Here is a 26,505-nt window from a genome sequence, read left to right on the forward strand (position 1 = left end):
ATTGGCGCAAAAACCCAATAACTCGCCGAACGGCCCCGATAACTTTTTAGGCAGGCTGATCAATGGTCGCTGGCTGTGGGCTATCGTTATTGCAATTGTTGTCGTGGCGTTCTCGCTGAGCTCGCTTTTTGCGCAGGGCGCACGCCAGGTAGATACCAACGTTGGTTTGCAGCTGCTCAACGACCATCAGGTGAAGAGCGCGAAAATCTATGATGGTGACCAGCGTGTTGAGCTGCAGCTGAAGGAAGACTATAAGCAGGGCAGCAACAACTACGGTTCCTCCGTGAAGTTCTACTATGTGCAGCCGCGTGCCGAAGAAGTCGTGCGGGCCATGAACGGCGCCCAGCTGGAGAGCTACACCGATCAGCCGGTGGAAAACAGCTTCTTGGGATCCCTGATCTCTCTGTTGCTGCCGGTGCTTCTTTTTGGTGCAATTTTCTGGCTGCTCATGGGTCGCATGGGCGGTAACTCCTCGGTCATGAGCTTCGCGAAGTCGCGCGCGAAGAAGTTCAACAAAGATAACCCGACCGTGCGTTTCTCCGATGTCGCCGGTGTTGATGAGGCGCTGGCTGAGCTTGAAGAGGTGCGCGAGTTCCTTGCGGAGCCCGAAAAGTTTACCCGACTAGGCGCTAAGATTCCTAAGGGCGTGCTGCTGTACGGCCCTCCTGGTACTGGTAAGACCCTGCTCGCGAAAGCTGTTGCGGGCGAGGCTGGCGCGCCTTTCTACTCGATTTCCGGTTCTGACTTTGTTGAGATGTTCGTGGGTGTGGGCGCATCCCGCGTGCGTGATCTGTTCAAGGAAGCGAAGTCTAACCCCGCTGCGATCGTCTTCGTGGACGAGATCGATGCGGTCGGTCGCCGCCGCGGCGTCGGCATGGGCGGCGGTAACGACGAGCGCGAGCAGACCCTTAACCAGCTGCTTGTCGAAATGGACGGTTTCGACGGCAACTCCAACGTGATCGTGATTGCCGCAACCAACCGCCCGGATGTGCTCGACCCCGCCCTGCTGCGCCCGGGTCGTTTCGACCGCCAGATCGGTGTGGATGCGCCCGATATGAAGGGCCGCCAGCGCATCCTGGAGGTGCATGCCGCCGGTAAGCCGATCGACCGTCGCGTCGATTTGGGGCAGGTCGCTAAGCGTACCCCCGGTTTCACGGGTGCAGACCTGGCGAACGTGATGAACGAGGCAGCCCTGCTGACCGCCCGCGATAACGGCAACGTGATTGATGACCGTGCTATCGATGAGGCTATCGACCGTGTAATGGCAGGCCCGCAGCGTACTTCGCGCATCATGAGTGAGCACGAGCGTAAGGTAACCGCGTACCATGAGGGCGGTCACGCGCTCGTGGCTGCCGCCCTGCGCAACTCCGCACCGGTTACCAAGATTACGATTCTGCCGCGTGGTCGTGCACTGGGTTACACGATGGTAATGCCGCAGGACGATAAGTACTCGACCACGCGCCACGAGCTGCTGGACCAGATGGCCTATGCGATGGGTGGCCGCGCGGCTGAGGAAATCGTATTCCACGATCCCTCTACGGGTGCTGCGAACGATATTCAGAAGGCGAGCGATACCGCGCGCAAAATGGTAGCCGACTACGGTATGAGCGCCCTGCTGGGTTCGGTAAAGCTTGGCAGCGACGACACCGAACCGTTCATGGGCGGCGATCCTTCGGCGGCGCGTAACTACTCTGACAAGACCGCCTACAAGATCGATATCGAGGTGCGTAAACTTCTGGAAGAAGCTCATGATGAGGCTTTCCAGATTCTCGTGGAGAACCGCGATGTGCTTGACCGCTTGGCGTTCGCCCTGCTGGAGAAAGAGACTCTGCTGGAGAACGAGATCGCGGAGATCTTCAAGGATGTGCGTAAGCGCCCCGAACGCGAGCACTGGTACTCCAAGGAAGGCCGCGAACGCACCGACATTCCGCCGGTGAAGGCCCCGAGCGAACTTGCCGCAGAGAAGAACGGTCTGGAGGGCGATTCCGATCCGACCGTGGCGATGAAGGCTCCTACGACTGCATCTATGCCGACTGCGCCCGAGCACACGGTGCCGGGCCAGAACCTGCCTGGTCAGGGTGGTCAGCCTCAGCAGATGCCGCATCCGGGCACGCAGGATATTGAGGATACCGACCCGACCGTGGCGATGCCTCCACAGCAATACCCTGAGCAGCGGCAGTTCCCCGGTCAGTATCCTGAGCAGCAGTATCCGGGTCAGCAGAATGAGCAGCAGCAGAACCCGTACCCGTATAACAACCCGAACCAGAACCCCTATGGAGGGTCGGATGAGCGAGGATAACGGCTCGGGGGTAGATAAGCCGCGCATTGAGGCGGCGGTTCGGGAAATCCTGCTGGCAATCGGTGAAGACCCTGACCGTGACGGTTTACAGAACACCCCGGCGAGAGTGGCCCGCGCCTACGAGGAGTTTTTCTCAGGCTTGCACGCTGACCCGGCCGATGTGCTGGGCACGACCTTCGATATTGCCCATTCCGAGATGGTGCTGGTGAAGGATATCCCGTTCTATTCCACATGCGAGCATCACCTGGTGCCTTTCCACGGGGTGGCGCATGTTGGATACATTCCCGGGGCTGACGGCAAGGTGACGGGGCTGAGCAAGCTGGCGCGGGTGCTTGAGGTGTATGCTCGTCGCCCCCAAGTGCAGGAGCGGCTGACCACGCAGGTGGTGGAGGCGCTGGAGGAGCATCTAAACCCGCGCGGTGCGATCGTTGTGATTGAGGCCGAGCATATGTGCATGTCGATGCGCGGCGTGCGCAAACCCGGCGCGAAAACCGTCACAAGTGCGGTGCGCGGGCAGCTCAAGAATGCGGCAACTCGCGCCGAGGCGATGAGCCTGATTTTCTCGAAGCACTAATTTCTTATTCCGCGAGCAGGTGGTTTTGACCCGAGCAGGTAGGAAAATCCTATCTTTTCGGTCAAAAACCACCTGCTCGCATTAAACTCCGGCGCTACTAACCTAGAAATATTTGTTTTTACAAGGATGTATATGAGACCCCCTAGAATCCTGCCCGAATTCCTAGCGTGGGCAGATGAGATTGATGATGCGGGCAGAATTTCCGATCAAAACCATCTAGAGGCCGCACTAGGCTCGCCGTGGTTACCCAGGAGGAGCGGGTACCGGAAGATCGAAGAGTTTTGTGCCGCGATGGGTGCGGGGGAGAAGCCGTGCGCAGCCGAGGAAGGTTTTGCGTGGGTGAGGCCTGAACGGCTGATGCGACTTGTGCAGTCGCTAGCCTACGCTATTCCGCAGCATGTGCATGGTTGTTGGGTGAACGCCCGGCTGATGCACTGCCTGTTCAACCCAAGCATCGACAGCTCTTTAGACCTAGCACAGAATGTTCGCGATTTTCACGAACGGAACAACAGACACCCGGATCGCACCCTCAACTTTTCTGCTTTTTATGGCACCAAGACGCAGAGTTACGACCTGACGCCAGATGACGTACTAAATCACGTGATGTGCCCTGAAAATATTCTGTACCGCGAACTCAAAAACATTATTGGACCTGATATAACCGATCAAGAATCTTTTACCCGCACAGAGCGTTATTATCTGCGTAATTATGATTCAGCGCTTCTGGTCAATGACGTTGATGGCCAGTATTATGAGGCTTTTCGCAAGCTGCTCCTCAGACACTACCGTGCGGGAACTTTGGGCGATTATGTGCATCAGGCTGTTAAGAATCTGCGTACCTGCAACGTGGAGTTGTATCCGTTTCGTTCATCGTGGGTGAGCGGGGTTGAAGATTTACAGAATGTTTATTCGGATTTTAGCGCCCGATTGGTGTTATACCGCCTGGCGCGTTATCTGCGCGATGAACAGGAAAGCGAACCCGGATTCTGGCTTGTGATGCGTAGCCGCGATGCTTGGTATCGGCAAATTCAATCCGTGCTCACGAACCCTGAACCGCGTTATGGGCTGGGGTTTAACTCCCAGGATGCGCGCGAGCTCGCAGACTGGATCTTCACGACCTATGCTTATGAGCATTCTAGTCGTTCGGCGATCATGACCCCGCAGAATCTCAGAAGCCTCACTCCCAAAGCTAACGGGTCCCTTCAGAAAGGCGAGCGCATGAGCGCTGACGAGTATACCCGCCTGAAACGAGGCATCCTGCCGGGGTGAAGCTATGCGCTGCCCCGCGTGTGCATGGGTGGTTTCTGCTGCAGATGCTGTTTTATGCGGCTGCTTCTAATGCTTGCGAGACATATTGGTTAAGGCTCTGATGCGCGAATGCTGCCTGCTGGCTGAGTTTACGATGCAGTTGTGGGGATACCCGCAGGTTAAAGCGTCCCGAGAATCGTCGTAAATGATAGGGTTCTGGCACCGGTTTTCCTTCTTCCTCCAAGATATCGATAGCCTGGAGCACCACCTGCTGAATTCCGGATAAAGCCTCCAAAGAGCTATCAGCTAGGCAAGAGAGACTAGGAAACTCTGCAACGGTTCCCACAAATTCTTGGTCTTCTTCAGACCATTCGACGCGGTATGTGTATAGTTCTTCCCGAGGAATAGACATTTTATTCTGCCTCCAATTTTTCAATGGCCGCTAGTACCTGACGCACTTGATATGGCTTAGCAGATCCATTTCGGCCTTCTTGTAAGTTAACCAGCGGATCGCCAATCCAAGGTGTCTTGAAAAAGTGATGAGATCCGTGAATACGTGGTTCTCCAAAATATGCTTTACTCACTTTGATGAGATCACGAAAAGCGATATTCTTCGGATTATTTCGCATTTTCTGTAGGATCGTAACAACACTAGGCATAACAAGTATAGTACCAAATATAGTACTGAAATACTAGAAGATACATTAGGATACAGGCAGTATTATTCGTATGCACACAGCTGCATAGACGGCTTTAGAGGGTGGAGCATGCGTGCGATATAGGGTAAGGTAGTAGCAATCGGGTGAGCACCCAGGTCCGCTAAAACTCTGAGTGCCCGCCCTGTGAGGACGTTATACTAGCCAGCGGCTAATAGCGTCGACTAACTTAGCGACCGCCTCGATGAATCGTGAACCTGCCTCAACAAGTCGCACGATCGTCCGGGCGGTTTCGCGTTAAATCTGAACCGCCATTTCGTGCTCAACCAGACACGGCCCAAAGGACTGGTCCACCTTTGTAGCGCCCGTACACCGCCAGCCCTGCCGTTCGTAGAAGCTGATGGCGCGGGAATTTCCCTCCAAAACCCAGAGAGTCGCGTGCTCACATCCCCATGCGGCAAAGGTGCTGAGTGCATGGCTCATAAGGGCGTGGCCGACACCCTGGCCGAGGGCATCCGGGTCTATGTAGAGTGAGTGGAGTCTCCCGACCATTGTCCCGCCCGGAGTAGCCCTTTCGGCGCGGTCAGCATTGTTCGGTGCCGCGCTGAAACTGCAGAACCCCAGCACCGCATCGCCGCGTGCAGCGAGCATAAACGACTGTTTTTCACCGTCGCCCGAACCCTGCACGGACTCTGACCTGCTGGGCGGCGAATTCTGGGGAAACTGGCTGAGGTACCCGCGCATCCGCTCGGTGTCTTCGGCGACGCTGAGCGAATCAAGGTAATCCTGAGATATTAAGCCCTGATATGCAAACCGCCACCCCTGAACACGGATGCGCGCTATTGACTGCGCATCGTAGGGGGTGGCGGGTCGAATCATGAGGGCATCCGGCATGGCTTAATCCTAGCGGAACGCCTCTGCACGAGATAAAACTAGTGGGAGTCGGTTTTCGTTCCCGTGGGGTCATCCCAGCCGAGGACTAGGGTTACGACCATACCCAGGGAGAGGAACCCTGCGCAGGTTGCGACACCGAACGCGACCCAGCGCACGGCGGTAAGTCCATTCGCCAGAACAACCGTGATAAACGCCGCAAGAGCGATAAAGCCAAGAATCCAGGCGCCAACTTTCAGATTCATCTGAACCTCCAAAACCGTCAGTCTCTACGATGCGTCGTTACGTTCCGTCCGGCACCGTAGCCGTACAGAACTCTATAGTCATAAATCCAGCATACCCCCGCTACGCCCTGCATGAAAAAATGCGCATAGATTATGCAATATTAAATCCGGTCGCGAGAAGGTTGTTTTTCGCCGACAAGGTAGGATTTTCCGACCTGCTCGTACCAGAAACCACCTGCTCGCGGCACGAATGGGGACAGGTGCGCATCCGTTAGGATTAAATCATGCACGCAATGATGAGCCCGCAGCCCCCCGCACACCTGCCCTGTGACGCCGCAGCCGCAGAGCGAACCCTGGTGATGGGAATCCTGAACGTCACCCCCGATTCCTTCAGTGACGGCGGCGAACACTACACCGCGAACGACGCTCTCACCCACGCACGGCACATGATCGCGCAGGGCGCAGACATTATTGATGTAGGCGGCGAATCCACCCGGCCCGGTGCGGTGCGCATCAGTGTTGAGGAGGAACTTCGGCGTATTCTGCCCGTGATCGAGGGGCTTGCCGAAACCGGTATCACCATCAGCGTAGACACCATGAACGCAGCGACCGCCCGCGCCGCCGTAGCCGCCGGGGCGCACATCATCAACGACGTTTCAGGCATGAGCGTGAGCGATGAGATGATACAGACCGTCGCCGAGCTGGGCGTACCCTATATTCTGATGCACGCGCGCGGCACCTCAACCACAATGGATGCGCTCGCCGCCTACCCGCGCGGCACCGTCGCCGAGGTGCTGGACGAGCTCGCCACCCTGCGTGATCGCCTGGTTACCGCAGGTGTTCATGCCGAGAACATTATTCTTGACCCCGGGCTGGGATTTGCGAAGGGTGGCATGCAGGATTGGGAACTGCTCGCCGCCCTTGGGCAGCTGCACACGCTGGGGCACCGAGTACTAATAGCCGGTTCACGTAAACGTTTTCTGGCGAATGCGCTGAACGCTGCGGATGCGGCGCGCACTAAAACACAGAATCTGGCCGCGAGTGCGAACACCGTGCCCGACCAAATGCCGCCATCACGCGCCCCCGAAGACCGTGATGCCGCATCCGCCGCTCTCTCTGCGCTCGTGGCGGCCCAGGGAGTGTGGGGGGTTCGCGTGCACAATGTGCCCCCCACGGTGGATGCCGTGACCGTGGCGAATACTTTACGCACTATTACCCGCACCAAACAGACCTAAAATTATGTACCAGTATTCACATCAGCTAAGGAACACCATGCCGAACCCAGCGCACGCCTATGCCTCCTGCGACCGCATTACCTTGACCGGTGTTGCCGCCGTGGGTTTTCACGGAGCGCTTGATTTTGAGAAACGTGAAGGTCAGCCCTTCATCGTAGATACGGTTTTATACACCGACTTCACGCAGGCTGCCGCAACCGACGACCTCGCCCAAACCACGAACTATGCGGAAGTTGCCGAGATTATCCGCACGCATATTGTGGGGGAGTCCCTCGATCTGATTGAGACTCTTGCCGTGCGTATCGCCCAGAACATTCTGGACGAATGCGCATATGTGCATGCCCTTGAGGTGACCGTCAATAAACCGAAGGCCCCAATTGAGGTGACCTTCGGGAACGTGGCAGTGACCGTATTCCGGGAGCGTGAAGGCACGCAGATTCAGGGCGGAAAGGGTGCATGCGCGCGTGGGTAATGTGCCGAACGCGAACCAACCGCATCCTGCACCCGGTATGGACGCGTTAGCGCATACGGCGGTGCTGGCCCTGGGGTCAAACCTGGGCGAGAGCGAAACCACCCTAGAGCAGGCCGCCGCCGACCTCGTGCATCTTAGCGCGGGTGCAGTGCGGCTAGTAGGCGCCTCCGGGCTGTATGTGACGGAACCGGTAGGCGGCCCCGCCGACCAGCCGGACTATATCAACGCCGTCCTTGAAGTGCGCACGAGCCTTGACCCTTACGCGCTGTTAGCGTTGTGCCAGCAGGTGGAGGCGCATCATCACCGGGTGCGGCTTGTGCGATGGGGCCCGCGCACTCTCGACATTGACGTTATTACCTATGACGACCTTGTCAGCGACGATCCGGTTCTGACGCTGCCGCATCCGCGTGCGCATGAACGCGCTTTCGTACTGGTTCCATGGGAACAGGCAAACCCACAGGCGGTAATACCGTCTTGTGATGCCGCTACGGGCGAACAGACGCGGCATCTCGTTGCCGATTTAGCTCGCAGGGTACGCGCAGCCGATGAACGGGCGGGGGTTAACGCGGTACGATTTATGCGAGACATGAATTTGCCCAAGAACCTATTTGATAGTGGTGCTGAAAGCGAGGGCGTATGAAGCCCATCCGAATATCCGTTATTGCGTGTGCCGTGGCGCTGGGGCTTGTTGCTGCAACGATCCTGAATAATCTGGTGGTGAACGCAGGCGGCGGTGAGCTTGCAATGTCGCCTGTGGTGGCACTGATTTGCGTGGTAATAGCGGGTATTACGCTCTGGTTTGCGTTTCAGGTGGCGCGTTTTCGCAATGTTGAGACCCGGCGCAAAGCGAAATCCATGAACTCTCTCATGGCTGCGCGTACTTTGGCGTGTGCGCAGGGCGCAATTTTGACCGGAGCGCTGCTGGCGGGCTGGATGCTCGGGCTTATCGTCTACGATGTAGCGCTGGCGAGCGCTCGCGGTATTCCCGGGTTTTTCTGGTCTACTGTGGTGAATCTGGTTGGTGCTGTGCTGCTGCTGGCGGGCGGGGTGTGGGCGCAGTATCTGTGCCGTATTCCGCCGGATGATCCGGACGGTAATTCGTCGTCGGGCGGTTCGAATTCGGGTAAGCTTGCCGCCGATGGATACTCCCGCACGAGCGATCGACGATAGAGGGTATGTATGTCACAACTTTCACATGCTGAGGATGCTTCTTTCTCACACGAGGGTGAGGACTCGGTGACCGCGACCGAGGGTGAGTGGGTGCGCGCGCATCCTTCATATACCAAGATTCAGCTAATACGCGTCGTAGGGTTTTTTATCACGCTGGTAGGCGTTTTTGCGGCGCTGACCGTGATGTTTGAGTTGATGCGTTCCTCCGGCGTCCTGCCCAAAACCACGTGGCTGCCCGCTCTTACCGGGGCGATCGCCGCTGTCCTGGTGGTGTGGGGCATCTGGTGGGCGGCGGTGCTGCCGCGCCGCACCCGAGCGCTGGGTTATAGTCTGCGCCCCAACCATCTGATGGCGCGTCAGGGGTTGCTGTTTCGGCATGTGACGTCCATTCCGTATGGGCGCATCCAGTATGTAGATGTAGATTCCGGTCCTTTGGAACGTGCTCATCACCTGGTGCGTCTGACGATCCGCACCGCCGGGGTGACCGCTTCTAAGGTGACGCTGTACGGTATTCCCGCAGAACGTGGGCAGCAGTTGCGCGAGCTTTTGATACGCCGCGCCGATGAACGCATGGCGGCGCTGTAATGACACAGGAACCCCGAAACTCGAATAACCAGGACGTGCGTTCTGTCGAGCCTTCTACCACTTCTGAACATCAGATAACCCCGGATGAAGCTGCGGAAACCCTCACATGGTGGCGTACCGATGCGCGCACGTTCATCATGAACATATGGGTTTTCTTTGCTTTTATTATCTATCTCGCGTGGGATTATATTAAGAATTCCTTCAAAAATAATGCCGAGAATGATTACTGGAATATTCTGCGGCAGCTGCCCGAATATCTGCTAAACCACGTTGGACATAACCCGGTAATGCTGTATGGCTACGGTGCTGCGGCGGTCCTTATTTTTGGCGGAAGTATTCTTTCGTGGGCGTTTACCCGCTACAGCGTGAGCGCGCATTCGGTATACCGCCACAGCGGAATATTTTTCAAGAAACAGCGGCAGATTCGCCTGGAAAGCGTGCAAAGCGTCGATATTTCACGCTCACTCGTCGCCCGTATTTTGGGGCTGTCCGAGCTTCGGCTTGAGGCTGCGGACGGTGCTGAAGAAGCCCTGCATATCAAATACCTCCCGCATGCGAAGGCGCAGGATTTGCAGGAACGCCTGCTGCAGCGGGTGAGTACCCTGCGTGCCGCCAATACGCCAGAATCCGCCGATGCTGTGAATGCTCCGGCTGGGAAGGATCACGAGGTAAACCTCGCAGGGGAGCAGCAGGCAGAAGCAGGCTACAAGCCAGAACGGTTACTCCTCAAAGTCCCCAATTTGCGGGTTCTTGCCGCTATCGTGCTCAGTGCATTGTTGTGGGCACTCCCGGTAGCGATTATCTGGGTGGGCGGTACGATCGTGGGGTGGCTGATGAACCCGCAAAAGGAGTTGGGACAGATATCGCAGTTTATTTTTCCGTCCCTGATTCCAATTCTCGGTTTTCTTTGGCAGCTGTGGAGCAGCTTCGATCAGGGCGCAAATTTCACGGTGGAGCGCATCCGCCAGAATACTTCGGATGCGCGCGGCGACAGCCTGCGCATCACCTACGGATTCACGGGAACGCATACGCAAACCCTGTTCCCGCAGCGTATTCAAGCCCTCAAGATTGAGCAGCCTCTATTGTGGAAGCCCTTCGGGTGGTACCGAGTGGTGGTCAATATTGCGGGCGTGGCGGTAAATACGGAGGGTTCATCCGACGACTTATTTACCCGCAACACCGCCCTGCCCGTGGGTACCACCCGCGAAATGCAGCGGCTTCTTCACCTGCTGCTGCCGAATGTTTCACCGCACAGCCTCGAAACCGTGCAGGCGGTTATGGAATCATCAAGGTACAACCCCGCCGACAGCCGCGAGTTAGGCGTGGTGACGGCACCGCGCCGAACACGCTGGCTTAACCCGCTCACCTTCCGGCGTGACGGCTTCGCGCGGGTGAATACCGAACGGGTGGAAGCTGAGGCCGACCCGCACCATTCGGAGCACGCCCCCAATCGGAACCTTCTCTTGCTGCGTGGTGGCTGCCTGCTGCGGTTCCTCTCGATAGTCCCCGAACGGCAGGTGCTCGCGGTGCAGTGGTCGCAGGGTCCGCTCAATCGCATCCTCAAAACCGCGTGCGTAAGTTTGGGCAGCGTTCCGGGGCCGGTCAAACCAGCCGTCCAGAACCTAGAGGCGCACGATGCCGAACGCATTGCCGTCGAGATCATCACCCGCACTGACGGCACTCGGGCCTATTACACATCGCCTTCGACATAATTCCCTGTAGCGATCCGCCATGATCGTCGACGCACCTGGTGAACGCTGAAAAACACGCGGATTTTGCGGTACCTAATATACTTAAGAGTGTGACCACGAATCATCTGAAACCCGCACGCCTCGGCATCGGCGTTATCAGCGCCGGTAAAGTTGGCGCTGTGCTCGGTGCCGCCCTGCGCGCTGCCGGGCATTCCCTGGTGGGTGTGCATGCGGTTTCTGAAGCTTCTCAAGAACGGGCGGATGTGCTCTTACCCGGCGTACCGCTCCTTGAGGTGGAACAGATTGCCGAACGCAGCGAGCTGCTGCTGTTGGCTGTCCCCGACGATGAATTGGCTGGTCTGATCGAGTATTTGGCATCTTCCGGGTCTCTAACCAGTGGGCAGTTGCTTGTGCACACCTCCGGGCGGCACGGCACCGATATTTTCGCTCCCGCAACCACACTGGGCGCTATCGGCTTGGCGATTCACCCCGCCATGACTTTCACCGGTTTATCCCTGGATTTACAACGACTCACCGGTACGAGCTTTGCCGTGACCGGGCCCGCGCCTTTTATCCCTATAGCTCAGGCGCTCGTCGTTGAAATGGGCGGTGAGCCCGTCCACGTTGCCGAAGCCGATCGTGCGCTTTATCACGCCGCACTGGCGCACGCCTCAAACCATCTCGTCACACTTTTGGGACAGTCCCAGCAGATGCTTGCTAGTATCGGTATTGAAGACCCGGCGCGTTACCTCGGTCCGCTGGTTCGTGCGACCGTCGATAACGCGCTTGCGAGTGGCGAAGGCGCGCTGACCGGTCCCGTGGCACGCGGCGATGCAGGTACCCTGGATGCGCATCTTAATGCGCTGATAGAGTACACCGACCACGAAAATACACAGGATATCGCTGACTCATATGCCGCCATGGTGCGCGCAACCGCATCTAGGGCGCATAATAGAAACTTATTAAACGACGACCAGAAGGCTCGGATTGAATCTACCCTGCGAACCCACACCACGGGCACGCGTCAATCCGGTGCGATGCCTGACGATAAGGAGTTCTCGTCATGACTGAGACCTCGATGCCCCGCATCGTCACGACTATTACCGAGCTTCGCTCCGCTATTGCGGAGGCGCTTGCTGCCGCCCAGGAACGGCTGGATGAGCGCGCCCGTGCCGAAGCCGCCGAACAGGAAGGCGAGGTGCAGTACCGCAGCGCTACGCTCGGGTATGTGCCTACGATGGGTGCTCTGCATGCAGGGCACGCCACGCTTTTGCGCCGCGCGAGTGAACAGAACGATGTTGTGGTGGCGTCGATCTTTGTTAACCCGCTTCAATTCGGCCCCAACGAAGACTATGACAAGTACCCGCGCGCCCTGGAAACGGATGCGCAGGTCGCCGCCGATGCGGGCGTTGATATTATCTTCGCGCCCTCCGTGGATGAAATGTATCCCGAAGGCGAGCCGCTTATTCGCATTTCCAGCGGTGAGCTGGGCAATAAATTTGAGGGAATCACCCGCCCCGGCCACTTCGACGGCGTGCTCACCGTCGTGAACAAGCTCTTCAATATTGTGCGCCCCGCCGCGGGCTCGCACGAGGTGAACGCTTACTTCGGGCAGAAGGATGCCCAGCAGGTTTTGCTCGTGCAGCGCATGATTCACGACTTCAACCACGACATTACCCTGCGTCCCGTCGCTATTGTGCGTGACGACGACGGCTTGGCTCTTTCCTCACGGAACGAATTCCTCAGCGAGCAGGAACGCGAGGCTGCGCTGGTGATTTCCCGAACCCTTGCACTGATGCGCGAAAACTCGCTGAACCGCGGGTTTGAGAGCATCGATCTAGAGAGTGCACGGGACCGTATTAACTCAACCGAGGGTGTGCGCCTGGACTACCTGGAGCTTGTGGATCCGAGCAATTTCCAGCCGCCGACCGCCGATTCCGAGCGGGTGCTTGCACTAGTTGCGGCATATGTGGGTTCCACACGCCTGATCGACAACATGGATTTGCTGTAGCAAACCGTCACATTTGACCTCCTAAAACACGAGATAGGTACCTTTTGAGCAACGAGCAGAGCGCCACACCGGCCATTGCAGATATGTCCGAGCAGATGAAGATTCGCTTGGAGAAGCGCGCTAAGTTCTTGGAGACCGCGGGTGAAGCGTATCCCGTTGGGCTTCTGGATGTCGAAGGCAAGCGCATCGAACCGGATCATATCGCCGATATTCGCGCTCAATACGACCCGAAATTAGAGTCCGGCGAGCTCACCGCCGGGGACGAAACCGACCATGTGGTGCATGTGCCGGGTCGTGTTGTATTCGTGCGCAATACCGGTAAACTCTGCTTTGCATCCCTGCAGGCGGGTACGAATGGCGACCGCATTCAGGCGATGCTCTCGCTCAATGAGGTTGGTGAACAGTCGCTTGCCGACTGGAAATCCCTGGTGGATTTGGGCGATCACGTGTATGTGACCGGCCGCGTGGTGGTCTCTCGCCGCGGCGAACTGTCGATTATGGTGCGTGAGTGGAGGATGGCCGCGAAGTCGATTCGCCCCATGCCCGTGCTGCACAAGGATTTGAACGAGGAAACCCGGGTGCGCCGCCGCTACCTGGACTTGATGGTTCGCCCCGAGGCCCGTGACCTGGTGAAAAAGCGCGCTCTGATTACCCGCACTGTGCGCCGCGTGCTGGAAGATCACGGCTATATTGAGCTGGAAACCCCGGTGCTGCAGCTGGTGCACGGCGGCGCGACGGCTCGCCCGTTCCGCACCCACCTGAATGCCTTCGACCAGCCTATGACGATGCGCATCGCCACCGAACTTCCGCTCAAGCGTGCCGTGGTAGGCGGTATTGAGCGCGTCTACGAAATTGGTCGCGTATTCCGCAACGAGGGCGTGGATTCGACTCACAGCCCCGAATTTACAACCCTGGAATGCTACGAAGCCTACGCCGATCAGTATGTGATGGCCGAGCGCATGCAGGAGATTATTGTTGCGTGCGCACAGGAGCTCGGGGTTACCGCGATTGAGACTGAGGACGGCACAATCGACCTGGGCGGTGAGTGGGCGTGGCTGAGCGTCTACCCCGGACTGTCTGAGGCTGTGGGCGTTGAAATAACCCCGGATACCCCCGCTGAGACGCTGCGCGAGATCGCCGCCAAGCATGAGGTTGAGATGGATCCCGCCTGGGATGCTGAGAAACTTGTGATTGAGCTTTTCGGCGAAATCGTGGAGCCAACACTGCTGAACCCGACCTTTGTATATAACTACCCGCCAAGCGCCCAGCCTCTGGCGCGGCCAAACCGTGATGGTTCCCGCACGATTGAGGCGTGGGATCTGATTATTGGCGGTATGGAGCGCGGTACCGCGTTCTCTGAGCTGATCGACCCTGTGATTCAGCGCGAGCGTTTGACTGAGCAGTCCCATAAGGCTGCTGCGGGCGATGACGAGGCGATGGAACTTGATGAGGACTTCTTGCGCGCCCTAGAGCACGGTGCACCGCCGATGGGCGGTCTCGGGCTGGGCGTTGACCGTCTGATTATGCTTTTGGCGGGTGAGCAGGACCCTGAACGTCCTGGAACCGTGGTGCGTCAGCCGGGTATTCGTGAAACTATTTTGTTCCCGCTGATGAAACCGGAGTCGTAATTTCGGGCTTGATCAAGGCTTTTCTTTCGTAAAGGTCTGTAAACCGTGTTAAACCGTAGATGCCGTTCGTAACGTGTATGCGTTATCGGGCGGCATTTTGTGCTATCGGGTATGCTGTCATCAGCACGAAAGGTTGTGAGGGATTTTCATGGAGATTTTGATTGCGCTGCTGCCTCCTATTTTTGCCGGGATTGCGTTATATTTCATTTTGCGTTGGATTAACCGGGCGGATCGCGCCGAACGTTCAGCACAGCGTGATGTCGAAAAAGACGCTCAACAGTGGTACGAGAAGGTAAAGGGTTCACAAGGAACGGTAAATCCTTTTGGTACTGATAAAACGGGTAATAAAACGGAGCGTCAATAAATATAACCGTTAAATGACAACACTATTCTGTGTCATTCCTTAGAATTCTCTATGTTGGTAGTCATTAGTCATTTATTTCTGTTATTATGAAGGAGATAAATTAGAGAGTGTGACAACGTGCAGTGTAAAAACTCATAGTTGGAGCAATAAACCAAACTAAGGAGAAAACCCCTATGGCACAGAAGGTGCGCATTATTCTTGAGGACGACCTTGATGGTGGTCCCGCAGAAGAGACTGTACGATTCGGCCTCGACGGAGCTCATTACGAGATTGACCTATCCAGTGCTAATGCCGCTCGTCTTCGTGATGCAATTCGTCCGTTCGCATCTAAGGGTCGTCGCGTTCAGGTAGGCGCCTCCCAGCGCGGTTCCCGCGGTGGTCGTGGCTCTTCCGCTCCGGTGAAGCGTAACCCTGAAACCGCCGCAATTCGTAAGTGGGCACGCGAAAACGGTTACGAAGTTTCTGACCGCGGCCGCATCCATCAGGAAATTCAGGATGCTTACTACGCAGCTATGAAGGCAGAAGGTAAGTAAATAGTATTGATACCATCGCTAATTCTGTGATGGTATTTCATCTGCCGACGGCGGGATGACACATCGAGTGTTATCCCGCCTTCTGTATAACGAGGTTTTAGAAAAAGCCCTTCATGAGAAGAGCTATCATCTTCAGGCTTTTTTATTAGCCCCGTGATATGTATTTAGGTAATCACGTGGCGGGTATCGCCCCGGGCCTTTTCTTGGTGTTTATGGAATCCCCGTTATCTTATGAGAGCAATCCTCAAGAATGTCTCCTAAGAATCTAAATACCGAAGCAGAATTATAACGTTTTAGTAAAGGGCGCGGAGGTACATTAGTATTGCTATAAGCTAAAGCGATATTAGGTCTTCTGATAGAGCCCGATAAAAGTTTCATGAAAATGTTTATGACCGTCGAGAAACGCCCGATGCGCATCCCGGTTTTGGCTCGGTAAAAGGCTCCCCGAAAAATAGCGACACAGACGTTCTCTTGATGGCGAACAGTGCACCGTAGCCGCGCTTTTCCACGTAATCTAGTATCAAGCAAAATTTCCAAGGAGTGCGCAATGTTTGAACGCTTTACCGACCGAGCTCGGCGCGTTGTGGTGCTTGCCCAAGAAGAAGCACGCATGCTCAACCACAATTACATCGGCACCGAGCATCTGCTGCTCGGGCTGATTCACGAGGGCGAGGGCATCGGTGCCCGTGCCCTTGAGTCCCTCGGGGTTACCCTGAATGCCGTGCGCGAACAGGTGCAAAGCATTGTGGGCCCCAGCCCCCAGGCGCCAAGCGGTCACATTCCCTTCACCCCGCGCGCCAAGAAGGTCCTCGAACTTTCCATGCGTGAGGCCATTCAGCTTAACCACGGTTATATCGGCACCGAACATATCCTGCTGGGCATGGTGCGCGCCTCCGAAGGCGTGGCAAACCAGGTTCTCTCCAAAGTAGGCGTGCAGGGTGCCGAGGTCCGCCAGGCCGTGATGGATCTTATTTCCGGATACCCCGGCAACAACGAGAATAAGGAAACCGCCGGTGTTGGCGCGGGCAACTCCCGCGAGGGCACCCCGGCGGGTTCGACGATTCTCGATCAGTTCGGGCGTAACCTCACCGCCGCCGCACGCGAAGGTCAGCTTGACCCGGTGATTGGTCGTCACCACGAGATGGAACGCGTAATGCAGGTTCTCTCACGCCGCACCAAGAACAACCCCGTGCTTATCGGTGAACCCGGTGTTGGTAAAACCGCCGTCGTTGAGGGCTTGGCGCAGGCCATCGTACACGGCGATGTTCCCGAAACTCTCAAAGATAAGCACCTGTACACCCTGGATTTGGGTTCCCTGGTTGCGGGCTCCCGGTACCGCGGTGACTTTGAGGAACGCCTCAAGAAGGTGCTCAAGGAGATTCGCACCCGCGGCGATATTATCCTGTTCATTGACGAGATTCACACTCTCGTCGGTGCCGGCGCCGCAGAGGGCGCTATCGACGCTGCCTCCATCCTGAAGCCGATGCTGGCTCGCGGTGAGCTGCAGACCATCGGTGCCACCACCTTGGACGAGTACCGCAAGCACATTGAGAAGGACGCCGCCTTGGAACGCCGCTTCCAGCCGATTCAGGTGGACGAGCCTTCCCAGGAGCTCGCCGTACAGATTCTCAAGGGTGTGCGCGATAAGTACGAGGCTCACCACCGCGTAACCATTACCGACGAGTCGATTGAGGCTGCCGTGAACTTGGCGGCACGCTATATTTCTGATCGCTTCTTGCCGGATAAGGCCGTTGACCTGATTGATGAGGCAGGTGCTCGCCTGCGCATCAAGCGAATGACCGCCCCGCCCGAGATTAAGATTCTTGACGAGAAGGCGTCGAAGCTGCGCACGCAGAAGGAAGATGCTATCAAGGGCCAGGATTATGAGAAGGCCGCCGCGCTGCGCGATCAGGAGCAAAAGGTACTCGCCGAGAAGGCTGAGGCTGAGAAGGCTTGGCGCGAAAACGGCGATGCTTTCGGCGAGGTGACCCCCGAGGTTATCTCTGAGGTGCTCGCATCCTCAACCGGTGTTCCGGTGTACAAGATCACCGAGGAAGAGTCCTCGCGTCTGATCAAGATGGAGGACGAGCTGCACAAGCGCGTGATCGGTCAGGATAACGCTATCAAGGCTCTTTCCCGTGCGATTCGCCGCACCCGTGCCGGTCTGAAGGATCCGCGCCGCCCCGGTGGCTCGTTTATCTTCGCTGGTCCAACCGGTGTTGGTAAGACCGAGCTTGCGAAGGCTCTGGCAGAATTCCTCTTCGGCGATGAAGACGCCCTGATTACCCTGGATATGTCCGAATACCAGGAGAAACACACCGTGTCTCGACTCTTCGGTGCGCCTCCCGGGTACGTGGGCTACGACGAGGGCGGACAGCTGACCGAGAAGGTGCGCCGCAAGCCGTTCTCGGTGGTGCTCTTCGATGAGGTCGAGAAGGCTCACACCGATCTCTTCAACTCGCTGCTGCAGATTCTTGAAGACGGTCGCCTGACCGACTCGCAGGGTCGTGTGGTGGACTTCAAGAACACCGTGATCATTATGACCACGAACCTCGGCTCACGCGATGTGAACCGTCGCGTTCCCGTGGGCTTCCAGGCGATGGATCACGGCGACGCCGATTACGAGCGCATGCAGGCCCGCGTGATGGAGAACCTCAAGGAACACTTCCGCCCCGAGTTCCTGAACCGTGTGGACGATATTATCGTGTTCCCGCAGCTCTCCGAGAACGAGATTCTGCAGATTGTGGATCTCTTCGTGGGTCGCTTGGCAAAGCGCCTGGCAGATCAGGAAATGTCGATCGAGCTTACGGATGCCGCGAAGGTTCTCATGGCCTCAAAGGGTTACGATCCGGCGATGGGTGCCCGTCCGCTGCGCCGCGAAATGCAGCGTAATATTGAGGATGCTCTCTCCGAGAAGATCCTCTTCGGCGAAATCAAGCCCGGCGAGAAGATTACCGTGGGTGTCGAGGGTGAAGGCGACGATGCGAAGTTCGTCTTCTCTTCGCAGCAGATGCGGGATTTACCCCTGGAGACCGTCAATAAGATGGCGGAATCTGCCGTGGAAGAAGCCGAGCAGATTACCGGAGGGGCCTCTGACTAGCGGCTTTCCCCTGTAGGCAATCCTGCGGGAGTTACTAACTAAGGCTTGTCCCCGAATCCTTCGCGTGAGGGTTCGGGGACAAGCCTTAGTTGTGCAGGGTGTTTTTGCCGTGCTTCTGATAATTATTGCTGTACCCCTCCCAATATCGCTGCGCTTCTGATAAGTGTGTATGTCGGTGAATAATAAAGCGAGACGGAGTCGGGGGATAGTATGCTTAGTACATGCCCGCATCATCGGAAAAATCACAGCAGTCTGTAAAATACCCTCCGCAGCCGGGACAGGGGCAAGAAGCCTATCTCGCCGAAACCCGGTCGCGCATAGGGTCGTCGATTAAACGCGCCGAGCAGGCGATGATGGCGGTCAAATCTAAGGTTCTGCGCGAGTACGATCTGAGCGTCGCACAGTATGCCGCCATGACTTCGCTCTACTATGTGCCCGGGCAGTCGGCGGCGCAGTTGGCGCGTGCCGCAGCGGTAACCCCGCAGACGATGGCCACCATTCTTGCCCGTCTGGATGCGAAAAGCCTGATTACCCGTGTGCCCTCCGAAATTCACAGCCGCGTGAATATCGTGACCCTCACCGATGCGGGCGAAGAGCTGGTTGTTCAGGCCGACGAGAAGGTTCGCGCCGTCGAGCGTGCCATGAGCGCCGAATTCACCTCACAGGAGCGTGAACAGCTGCAAGACCTGCTCGACAGGCTTATCGCGTTTCTCGAACATAAGGGCGCATAAGCCTGCGAGCGCTTAACACGCTTAACACGATGATGCGGTCTTCGTACATACGAAGACCGCATCGGTTCGCGCAGTATCGAAACCGCTACAGGCTTGCCAGCCACTCCTCAAGCGTGGTGGAGACGGTGTGATCTGCGGGATCGGGAATCAGCCCGCCCTTGGCAATAGCGGAACCGAAATACGGCAGCTGCCGCACCACCTTCGGCGTTTTGCCGCCGACCTCGCCGCGTGCCGTGAGAAGACGCTTCACGAACTCCGTCGTTGTTCCTTCTTCTTCACCGCGGATCGAGACGATGCCCGTACCCGGTACCTTCTCGGAACCGTCGGCAACATCGCATACCAGATGTGCTGCCGCCTCTGCGGGAATAGGTGCTATTTTCATGGTCGGCAGCACCGAGACGGGCCCCACCGTAACCTGCTGAACAATGGGGTCAAGAAGCTCAAACCACTGCGTCGAACGAATAATAACGGTGTCTACAGCGGAATCCTGATAGGTTTTCTCCTGCGCCGCCTTGCCCGCATAGTAGCCGTATCCGCGGCTAACCGCCGGGTTTTCTACTCCGGCGATCGAGACGCAGACGATGTGCTTCACATCGTTATCAGCCGCCGCCTGCGCGATATTGCTGGAGGTGCTGATAAAGGCTGTCTGCGCCTTTTTGCTGCTCATGATCATGTTGTTAATCGCGTCGATCACAACATCCACTCCGGTCAGCGCCGCGCTTAAATCTGCGAGCGATGAAACATCTACCCCGTGTGAGCGGCTGATCGGCACTACCTCGTGACCGCGTTTTTCCAGTTCGGCGGCAATTTTCGAGCCGATGGTGCCGCTCGCCCCTATGACCGCTATTTTCATGGAGTCCTCCTTCACGAAGAAATGAGCTTTCCAGAATGTTTTCTCCATTTTTCCAAAGATTTCAGGTGAAAACAATATTTTTTTCGGGGTTTATCGTGAGTTGGGGAATAGTGCATAAAAGGCCAAAATCTAAAGCGAAACTCTGTCCTTACGCTCTTTCGCAAGTTTATCTTTCAGAAGCCCGCTGTAGCATCGATCGATTTGTTCTTGGGACGAGTCGAGTTTGCGTAAATCCTGCACCGGAACCTTCAGGGCATCGGGAACAGTAATATCGGTGGAGAAGTCCGTTAGAAGTTCCCGCGGCACCGGTGCGTGCGCGGCGCGCAGAACCGCCATCATGGCACCGCGCAGCTGCCGGTCGGTGCCGTGCCAGCTCTGCCCCGTAGGCGTATACTCGGCCTGTGGTTTTCCCGCCTTCACCCACGCGCAGATATCCTCAAGAGGGCACTGTTCGCAGCGGGGATTCTTGGCGACGCATACGAGTGCGCCCAGCTCCATAACAGAGGCGTTCCACACGCAGGAGACGGCAGTATTCTGCGGCATCAGCTCTTCGGCAAGGGTCGTTTCGGCGACGTTCAAATGCTTATGGGGCAGCGCCTTGCCCATGACGGCGCGGGCGTGCACCCGGCGGATATTAGTGTCGATAACGGTGGCGCGTCTGCCGAAGGCGAAGACCGTAATCGCTGCCGCGGTGTATGCCCCCACGCCGGGAAGCTCAAGAAGTTCGTCATAATCCGCCGGAACCTCGCCGTCATGATGCTTCGTAATAGCGACCGCCGCGCCGTGCAGTCGTTGGGCGCGGCGCGGGTAGCCCAGACGACCCCAGGCGCGCACCGCCTCCGCACTGTCTTCGGCGGCGAGTGATGCGGGCGTGGGCCAGCGGCGCATCCACTCTTCCCAAACGGGAAGCACGCGGTTCACAGGGGTCTGCTGCAGCATGAATTCGCTCACCATCACACCCCAGGCCGTGCAGTCGGCACGGCGCCACGGCAGATCGCGGGCATGATGCTGGTACCAAGTATTTATGCGGTGGTGTAGTTCGTGTGAGTTTTGTAAATTGAACATGGCAATAATTGCTTGCGTTGTAATGTATTACTGTTTCTAGGGTAGGTGATATTGGGTGTCGGGTGCCAATTGACCCACAATATACAGGCAATGTATTTTTATCTATTCTATGTAGCTTATATATATGGTTTTGCATGCACGACACCCAAAAAACCGTTATTCTTAACGGTATGTCTGAACTTGGTCCCGAATTACCCCCCGAAGTATACCGCCGCCGTCGTATCGTTGCCGTGGTAGTGCTTATTCTTGTTTTGCTGGTTGGCATTGTTGGTATTACCACCCTAGTGAACCAGATTAATAAGGGGCCTCAAGACGATGTCGCCGCAGAGGCGACAGCCACCGGCGAACCTTTCCAGAATTTTAGCGCGCGCCCCACACCTTCTACGGTTGCGCCTTCGGGGTCGGTGAGCGGTTCAGCATCCGGCAGCCCGAACGCATCGGCAACCCCGTCTGTTTCTGGGACTCCCGCGGTATCCGGCAGTGCAACTCCGTCTGGGTTGGCGAGCGCATCCGCAACGCCAGCCGTGGCTCTGTGCAATGCCAAGGATCTAAAGGTGACGGTCGAGCCTTCGAAGAAGCAGTATGCGCCCGGTGAAATGCCGTCATTCCATGTGGTGTACACGAATTCTGCGGGTAATCCCTGCTTTATTGGCGGCGAGAAGGTTGCTGAGGGTGTGGAGATCAACATTACATCGGGCGATACCCAGGTGTATTCGTCTGCGAAGTGCACGCCCACTCCCACGAAGAAGACCGAGATTCCTGCGGGCAAGGAAGCCGCCAGCGATATTGCGTGGGATCGTAAGCTCAATACCTCCGGGTGTAATGCGCTGAAGAATACGGCGAAGGGCACATATTGGGTGACGGCTACCGTGAACGGGGTGACCTCGCAGCGAGTGAACTTCCTGTTGAAATAGCGCCCACGGTATTTCCCTGCGGGAATATATAAAAGACGTATAGAAAGAGCCTTTATTTCAATAAAGAGGGTTTTAATGCTTTATTGAAATAAAGGCTCTTTCTATCGGGCGGCTGGTGTTCTTCGGACCGTACCCGGCTAATGTTAGAGGTATTTTTCGAGGCTGCTTTCCGCCATACGGGAGAGCGATTCGCGCACGGTGCGGGCACGATGCTCGCCTATGCCATCAACATCACGCAGATCTTCCAAGGATGCGGCCATGAGCGCCTGCAAAGTGCCGAATCGTTCAACGAGGCGTTCGGCAATTGTGTTCGGAATAGTGGCGATGCCGTCAAGCAAGCGGTAGCCGCGCGGCTGCAGGGGAGTGTCGAGTTCGTAATCGCCGAACCCTGCGGCCTGGGCGATCATAGTGAGGTCCACAATATCCATGTCGGTAAGGTCGCGTAGAGCCCGAGTTGCGATGGAGATGCTTTGCGCGGTGGGTCGCGGCAGGTAGTCGTGCAGAATAACGTCGATACCCGCCATATCGGGGCTGCGGAGCTCTTCAAGCTGAAGTGCCACCAGGCGACCGTTCACACCGAGTTCAAGCACATAGTGACTGACTTCAGAGATAATACGCCGCACCATCTCCATGCGCTGCAGGGTGATAGCGACATCACTGAGCGTAACGTGTGATTCGATTTCGAGTGCGGACAGCGTGGAAAGCACCTTGTTGAGGCGTTTCTTATAGCTCTCAAGGGTCTGGATTGCCTGGTTGGCGCGTGCCATCAGGTATTGGGTGTCTTCGACCGTGTACCGGGTGCCGTCCACATACACCGAAATGACGGACATAGAGGCGCTAACCGAGATCACCGGGAAGCCCGTCTGGATTGCCATGCGTTCGGCGGTGCGGTGGCGTGTTCCGGATTCGTTGGTGTCGATGGTTGCATCCGGCATGAGCTGTACCGCCGCCATGAGCAGGCGGGTGGCGTCGCGGTCACAGATGATCGCGCCATCCATCTTGGCGAGCTCACGCAGGCGGGTGGCAGAAAATTCGGTGTCGATGGTGAACCCGCCGGAGGAGAGCCCCGTGACGGTGCGGTCTGAACCGAGCACGATGAGTGCGCCTGTGCGCCCCCGGAGGATGCGTTCTAACCCTTCACGCAGCTCGGTGCCGGGGGCGATCTGCGCAATGGTCTTCAGGAGGAGTTCACTGTAATCTGTCTGCACGGAATATATTGTATCGTTTTAGCCTGTGTCACCGCCTTTGTGCGCGCCCCACCCCGATATTCTCTTCTTCGGCTTTTGACGATCTAGGTGTTTAAAACGTCAGGGTCGCCCGTACAATAAAAACCATGGCTGCACGCACAAAAACCACTAAAGGAACCCCCGCCTACCGCTGTACCGAATGCGGCTGGACCACCGCCAAATGGGTGGGTCGATGCGGTGAATGCCAAACCTGGGGCTCCGTTGAGGAAGCCGCCGGGGGTACCGTGGCGCGCACCCGTACCGCATCCAGCGTGCAGAAACCGGCTCAGGTGATCGGCGAGGTAGACTCGACCGTCGCCGCCTATATGAGCACCGGCAACCCTGAATTCGACCGGGTGCTCGGCGGGGGACTGGTGCCCGGTGCCGTGATTCTGATGGCTGGCGAACCCGGCGTGGGCAAATCTACTCTGCTGCTGGATGTTGCCGCCACCTTCGCGCGCGGATACACCCCGCGAACCCCCGCCGCTGAGCGTGCCCGCGCGAAAACCCGCGACGTGCTGTATGTGACCGGTGAGGAATCCGCCGCGCAGGTTAAGCTGCGTGCGGACCGCATCCACGCCGTTGCCGACACCCTGTACTTAACGAGCGAAACCGACCTGGGGACCGCGCTGGCGCATATTGAGCAGGTAGACCCGGCGATGCTGGTGATCGACTCGGTGCAGACCCTTGCCTCCGCGGATGTTGAGGGCAGCGCCGGGGGTGTTACGCAGGTGCGCGAGGTTGCCGCATCACTGATTGCCGCCGCGAAAGCACGCAATATGTGCACCCTGCTGGTGGGGCATGTGACCAAGGAAGGCACGATCGCCGGGCCGCGCCTGCTGGAACACCTGGTCGATGTGGTGTGCCAGTTCGAGGGCGATAAACACTCCAATATTCGCATGCTGCGCGCCATCAAAAACCGGTACGGACCCACCGACGAGGTCGGTTGTTTCGATATGCACGAGGACGGGATCGCGCCCGTGCTCGACCCGTCCGGCATGTTCGTTTCGCGCACGCCGCATCCGGTGGCGGGAACCTGCGTGACCGTGACGATGGAGGGGCGCCGCCCGCTTTTGGCCGAAGTCCAGGCGCTCCTAGACCAGGCGGTAGCACCCGCACCGAGGCGCACGGTGGCGGGGTTGGAATCGGCGCGCATCCAGATGCTTTTGGCGGTTTTGCAGCGCCGCGCAGGGCTGAACGTGGGCAAACTCGACTGCTATGTTTCCACGGTGGGAGGCGCCAAAATCTCTGAGCCTGCTGCCGATTTGGCGTGCGTGATGGCTCTGGCATCGGCCGCGCAGAATAAGCCTCTGCCGCGTAAACTCGCGGTGTTTGGCGAGGTCGGCCTGGCGGGGGAGGTGCGTGCCGTGCCGGGTATTCGCCAGCGCATCGCCGAGGTCGGCAGGCTGGGGTTCACGCATGTGCTGGTGCCCGCATCCCCAACGGGCGTGGGGCAGGTGCCCGATGGTGTGACCGTGCGCGAGGTCGCCACCTTAGGCGAGGCGCTGAACCTGCTCTTCCCGCAGGATAAATAACTGCCGCACATCGTAACGTGACCGCGAGCAGATAGTATTTCGGCGAGCAGATAACGGATTGCTATCTGCTCGCCAAAATACTATCTGCTCGCGGGTCTCATGGTCGGGTTTTATAGACGGATCTCATGGGGATTAGACGCACACCATCAGCCACACGATACGAGCAGGAAAGACCTACCCCAGCCCCTCTTCGAGGTCTTCATCGCGCAGCATGATATTAACGGTGCGGGTGCGCAAATCCTCCTCCTGAGCGCCCGCAACATCAGCCTCCACAATCGGAATCTCGGAGGTACGCGGCGCATGCTCCGTCACGGCCTCGCCCAGCGGTACTAGTGTGGCGACCGCATCCTCATGATCCATACCGGTAGCCTCTAACATATCCACGGTTATAAGCCTCAGCATAAGCACCAACGACTCGCCCTCGAAGGTCTCTACCCCCAGATGCTTCGGTTCCAGAGTCTCGGCGAGAGAAATCAGGCGCTCGCGGGCAACCTCCATATAGTGTTCACGCTCATGTTCGGTACTGGAATACATGCCCAGTCCCGTACTCTGGGCGGCAAGCGCCAGTTCTTCGAGCGCCGCCGAAAGCGTTTCAAGGGCCTTCGGGCGCAGCTGCACATGCGCAATCGTGGATGCCATGCGCCTGTTAAACACGCGGGTGTTGCGAATCGCCAAATCGATAGCCCCGAGGGTCTGCGCCAGCCGATCAAGTTCGATTCGAGTCTTCTTTCCCGCCCACGAAAGCTGCGCCATACCGCGCGCCGTCACCAAATCATTCTTACTCGCCTCATACAGCGGCTGAAGTTTACGCGAATCCTGCAGGCTCTGATACGCCTGATCGTAGTTGTACCGGCGAATCGCCTTTGCCGCCAGAAAGAAGACATCCGAGAAAGCGCTCATAAGAGCCTCGGCACGCTGACGTGACCCACTTCGCGGGTCTTTGGGCATCAAAAACATCATGAGGAACGCCGCAACACCACCGATCACGCCGTCAAGACTGCGGGTAAACGGCAGATCTGAGGTCGGCGGCAACAGAATCACCAGGCAGGCCTGAAAACTGAGCTGAATCGTAAAAATAATGCCGTTATCTAAGAACCTAGCCAGAAGCACCGAAATAAACAGGGCAAGAGTGGCCTGCCAGATGCCGCGCCCGAGCATCTGCAAAAACAGATCGCCAATCAGAATACCCAGGCTCACCCCGAACGAGACCTCCAGAATGCGCCGCGAATGGGTAGAGCCGCTCACGTACCCGAGCGAGACCAGTGCCGCGACCGCCGCAAAAATAGGTTCCTCATGCCCCAGCACACGCTCCGCAAAAAGATACGCCCCCATCGAAGCGATCGTGATCTGAATAGACTGAAAAAATCCCGCCCGAACGCGGTGAGCCCCGGCGCGGACATAGTTTAAGAATTGTTCCTTCATGGATGCGTGTGCCATAGTGTCTAGTCTACCCGCCCTGAAATTGTGCCGCCGCAGGTCTTTTGCACCCTTGGATGATAT

At 57.4% G+C, this 26,505-nt stretch carries 26 protein-coding genes; 18 read left to right on the plus strand and 8 right to left on the minus strand.

Going from position 1 to position 26,505, the window contains the following annotated elements:
* Position 1 precedes the first annotated feature (1 nt).
* The 3 genes from ftsH (at position 2) to HMPREF2609_RS02020 (ending at position 4,142) form a co-directional block, all read left to right on the plus strand.
* Positions 2-2,299 carry an ATP-dependent zinc metalloprotease FtsH gene (gene ftsH / locus HMPREF2609_RS02010; protein WP_070534745.1) on the plus strand — a complete coding sequence of 766 codons (2,298 nt, stop codon included), beginning with the start codon at positions 2-4 and terminating at the stop codon, positions 2,297-2,299.
* Positions 2,286-2,873, plus strand: coding sequence for a GTP cyclohydrolase I FolE (gene folE / locus HMPREF2609_RS02015; protein WP_041321610.1), 588 nt, complete (start codon positions 2,286-2,288; stop codon positions 2,871-2,873). Before ftsH ends, folE begins: the two co-directional genes overlap by 14 nt.
* A 132-nt stretch (positions 2,874-3,005) precedes the next feature.
* The gene (locus tag HMPREF2609_RS02020; protein ID WP_141745255.1) at positions 3,006-4,142 is read left to right on the plus strand and encodes a hypothetical protein; all 1,137 of its coding nucleotides are present in this window, start codon (positions 3,006-3,008) and stop codon (positions 4,140-4,142) included.
* 52 nt (positions 4,143-4,194) lie between these two features.
* On the opposite strand, the gene HMPREF2609_RS02025 is transcribed toward HMPREF2609_RS02020, so the two are convergent.
* From HMPREF2609_RS02025 to HMPREF2609_RS02040, 4 genes are all read right to left on the minus strand, one after another.
* Complete coding sequence (locus HMPREF2609_RS02025; protein WP_070534750.1) at positions 4,195-4,533, minus strand: type II toxin-antitoxin system HicB family antitoxin; 339 nt, start codon at positions 4,531-4,533, stop codon at positions 4,195-4,197.
* Between the two features lies 1 nt (position 4,534).
* Positions 4,535-4,780, minus strand: a complete 246-nt coding sequence (locus HMPREF2609_RS02030) for a toxin HicA (protein ID WP_070534752.1) — start codon at positions 4,778-4,780, stop codon at positions 4,535-4,537.
* A gap of 294 nt (positions 4,781-5,074) precedes the next feature.
* Positions 5,075-5,671: a GNAT family N-acetyltransferase gene (locus tag HMPREF2609_RS02035; protein ID WP_070534754.1), complete on the minus strand. Its 597-nt coding sequence runs from the start codon at positions 5,669-5,671 to the stop codon at positions 5,075-5,077.
* A 38-nt stretch (positions 5,672-5,709) separates the two neighbouring features.
* Positions 5,710-5,913 carry a hypothetical protein gene (locus tag HMPREF2609_RS02040; RefSeq protein ID WP_048755025.1) on the minus strand — a complete coding sequence of 68 codons (204 nt, stop codon included), beginning with the start codon at positions 5,911-5,913 and terminating at the stop codon, positions 5,710-5,712.
* A 263-nt stretch (positions 5,914-6,176) separates the two neighbouring features.
* Between HMPREF2609_RS02040 and folP the strand changes: the two genes are divergently transcribed.
* The 13 genes from folP (at position 6,177) to HMPREF2609_RS02105 (ending at position 19,412) form a co-directional block, all read left to right on the plus strand.
* Complete coding sequence (gene folP, locus HMPREF2609_RS02045; protein ID WP_070534755.1) at positions 6,177-7,127, plus strand: dihydropteroate synthase; 951 nt, start codon at positions 6,177-6,179, stop codon at positions 7,125-7,127.
* A gap of 37 nt (positions 7,128-7,164) precedes the next feature.
* Positions 7,165-7,599, plus strand: coding sequence for a dihydroneopterin aldolase (folB, locus tag HMPREF2609_RS02050; RefSeq protein ID WP_048755023.1), 435 nt, complete (start codon positions 7,165-7,167; stop codon positions 7,597-7,599).
* 37 nt (positions 7,600-7,636) lie between these two features.
* Positions 7,637-8,239, plus strand: coding sequence for a 2-amino-4-hydroxy-6-hydroxymethyldihydropteridine diphosphokinase (folK, locus tag HMPREF2609_RS02055; RefSeq protein ID WP_070534812.1), 603 nt, complete (start codon positions 7,637-7,639; stop codon positions 8,237-8,239).
* The gene (locus HMPREF2609_RS02060) at positions 8,236-8,769 is read left to right on the plus strand and encodes a DUF3180 domain-containing protein (protein ID WP_070534758.1); all 534 of its coding nucleotides are present in this window, start codon (positions 8,236-8,238) and stop codon (positions 8,767-8,769) included. Before folK ends, HMPREF2609_RS02060 begins: the two co-directional genes overlap by 4 nt.
* A gap of 9 nt (positions 8,770-8,778) precedes the next feature.
* Complete coding sequence (locus tag HMPREF2609_RS02065) at positions 8,779-9,354, plus strand: PH domain-containing protein (RefSeq protein WP_246825534.1); 576 nt, start codon at positions 8,779-8,781, stop codon at positions 9,352-9,354.
* Positions 9,354-11,066 carry a PH domain-containing protein gene (locus HMPREF2609_RS02070; protein WP_246825535.1) on the plus strand — a complete coding sequence of 571 codons (1,713 nt, stop codon included), beginning with the start codon at positions 9,354-9,356 and terminating at the stop codon, positions 11,064-11,066. The genes HMPREF2609_RS02065 and HMPREF2609_RS02070 overlap by 1 nt, the downstream gene beginning before the upstream one ends.
* Before the next feature lie 89 nt (positions 11,067-11,155).
* Positions 11,156-12,112, plus strand: a complete 957-nt coding sequence (locus tag HMPREF2609_RS02075; RefSeq protein ID WP_041321877.1) for a Rossmann-like and DUF2520 domain-containing protein — start codon at positions 11,156-11,158, stop codon at positions 12,110-12,112.
* The gene (gene panC / locus HMPREF2609_RS02080; RefSeq protein WP_070534761.1) at positions 12,109-13,056 is read left to right on the plus strand and encodes a pantoate--beta-alanine ligase; all 948 of its coding nucleotides are present in this window, start codon (positions 12,109-12,111) and stop codon (positions 13,054-13,056) included. Before HMPREF2609_RS02075 ends, panC begins: the two co-directional genes overlap by 4 nt.
* Positions 13,057-13,151: 95 nt before the next feature.
* Positions 13,152-14,684, plus strand: a complete 1,533-nt coding sequence (lysS, locus tag HMPREF2609_RS02085; protein ID WP_246825539.1) for a lysine--tRNA ligase — start codon at positions 13,152-13,154, stop codon at positions 14,682-14,684.
* 148 nt (positions 14,685-14,832) lie between these two features.
* Positions 14,833-15,048, plus strand: coding sequence for a hypothetical protein (locus HMPREF2609_RS02090; protein WP_004005752.1), 216 nt, complete (start codon positions 14,833-14,835; stop codon positions 15,046-15,048).
* A 173-nt stretch (positions 15,049-15,221) separates the two neighbouring features.
* Positions 15,222-15,581 (plus strand): histone-like nucleoid-structuring protein Lsr2, encoded by a 360-nt coding sequence (locus HMPREF2609_RS02095; protein WP_070450582.1) that lies wholly within the window; start codon positions 15,222-15,224, stop codon positions 15,579-15,581.
* 547 nt (positions 15,582-16,128) lie between these two features.
* Positions 16,129-18,681, plus strand: coding sequence for an ATP-dependent Clp protease ATP-binding subunit (locus HMPREF2609_RS02100; protein ID WP_013397971.1), 2,553 nt, complete (start codon positions 16,129-16,131; stop codon positions 18,679-18,681).
* Between the two features lie 221 nt (positions 18,682-18,902).
* On the plus strand, positions 18,903-19,412 hold the full coding sequence (locus HMPREF2609_RS02105) for a MarR family winged helix-turn-helix transcriptional regulator (RefSeq protein ID WP_070534762.1): 510 nt from the start codon (positions 18,903-18,905) through the stop codon (positions 19,410-19,412).
* Positions 19,413-19,497: 85 nt separating this feature from the next.
* Here the strand turns inward: HMPREF2609_RS02105 and HMPREF2609_RS02110 are convergent, their stop codons facing one another.
* Positions 19,498-20,265, minus strand: coding sequence for an SDR family oxidoreductase (locus tag HMPREF2609_RS02110; protein ID WP_070534764.1), 768 nt, complete (start codon positions 20,263-20,265; stop codon positions 19,498-19,500).
* Positions 20,266-20,394: 129 nt separating this feature from the next.
* Positions 20,395-21,330, minus strand: coding sequence for an HhH-GPD family protein (locus tag HMPREF2609_RS02115; RefSeq protein ID WP_048755018.1), 936 nt, complete (start codon positions 21,328-21,330; stop codon positions 20,395-20,397).
* 134 nt (positions 21,331-21,464) lie between these two features.
* Here HMPREF2609_RS02115 and HMPREF2609_RS02120 point away from each other — a divergent pair, with 134 nt between their 5' ends.
* Entirely contained in the window at positions 21,465-22,244 is a 780-nt protein-coding gene (locus tag HMPREF2609_RS02120) for a hypothetical protein (protein WP_070534766.1), read from the plus strand.
* 143 nt (positions 22,245-22,387) lie between these two features.
* On the opposite strand, the gene disA is transcribed toward HMPREF2609_RS02120, so the two are convergent.
* Complete coding sequence (gene disA, locus HMPREF2609_RS02125; RefSeq protein ID WP_004005745.1) at positions 22,388-23,452, minus strand: DNA integrity scanning diadenylate cyclase DisA; 1,065 nt, start codon at positions 23,450-23,452, stop codon at positions 22,388-22,390.
* Between the two features lie 125 nt (positions 23,453-23,577).
* Between disA and radA the strand changes: the two genes are divergently transcribed.
* Complete coding sequence (gene radA / locus HMPREF2609_RS02130) at positions 23,578-25,005, plus strand: DNA repair protein RadA (protein WP_070534769.1); 1,428 nt, start codon at positions 23,578-23,580, stop codon at positions 25,003-25,005.
* Between the two features lie 174 nt (positions 25,006-25,179).
* Here the strand turns inward: radA and HMPREF2609_RS02135 are convergent, their stop codons facing one another.
* Positions 25,180-26,442, minus strand: coding sequence for an FUSC family protein (locus HMPREF2609_RS02135; protein ID WP_070534771.1), 1,263 nt, complete (start codon positions 26,440-26,442; stop codon positions 25,180-25,182).
* Positions 26,443-26,505: the final 63 nt, after the last annotated feature.

Origin of the sequence: Rothia sp. HMSC058E10 (assembly GCF_001809415.1) — a bacterium.
Lineage (GTDB): Bacteria > Actinomycetota > Actinomycetes > Actinomycetales > Micrococcaceae > Rothia > Rothia dentocariosa.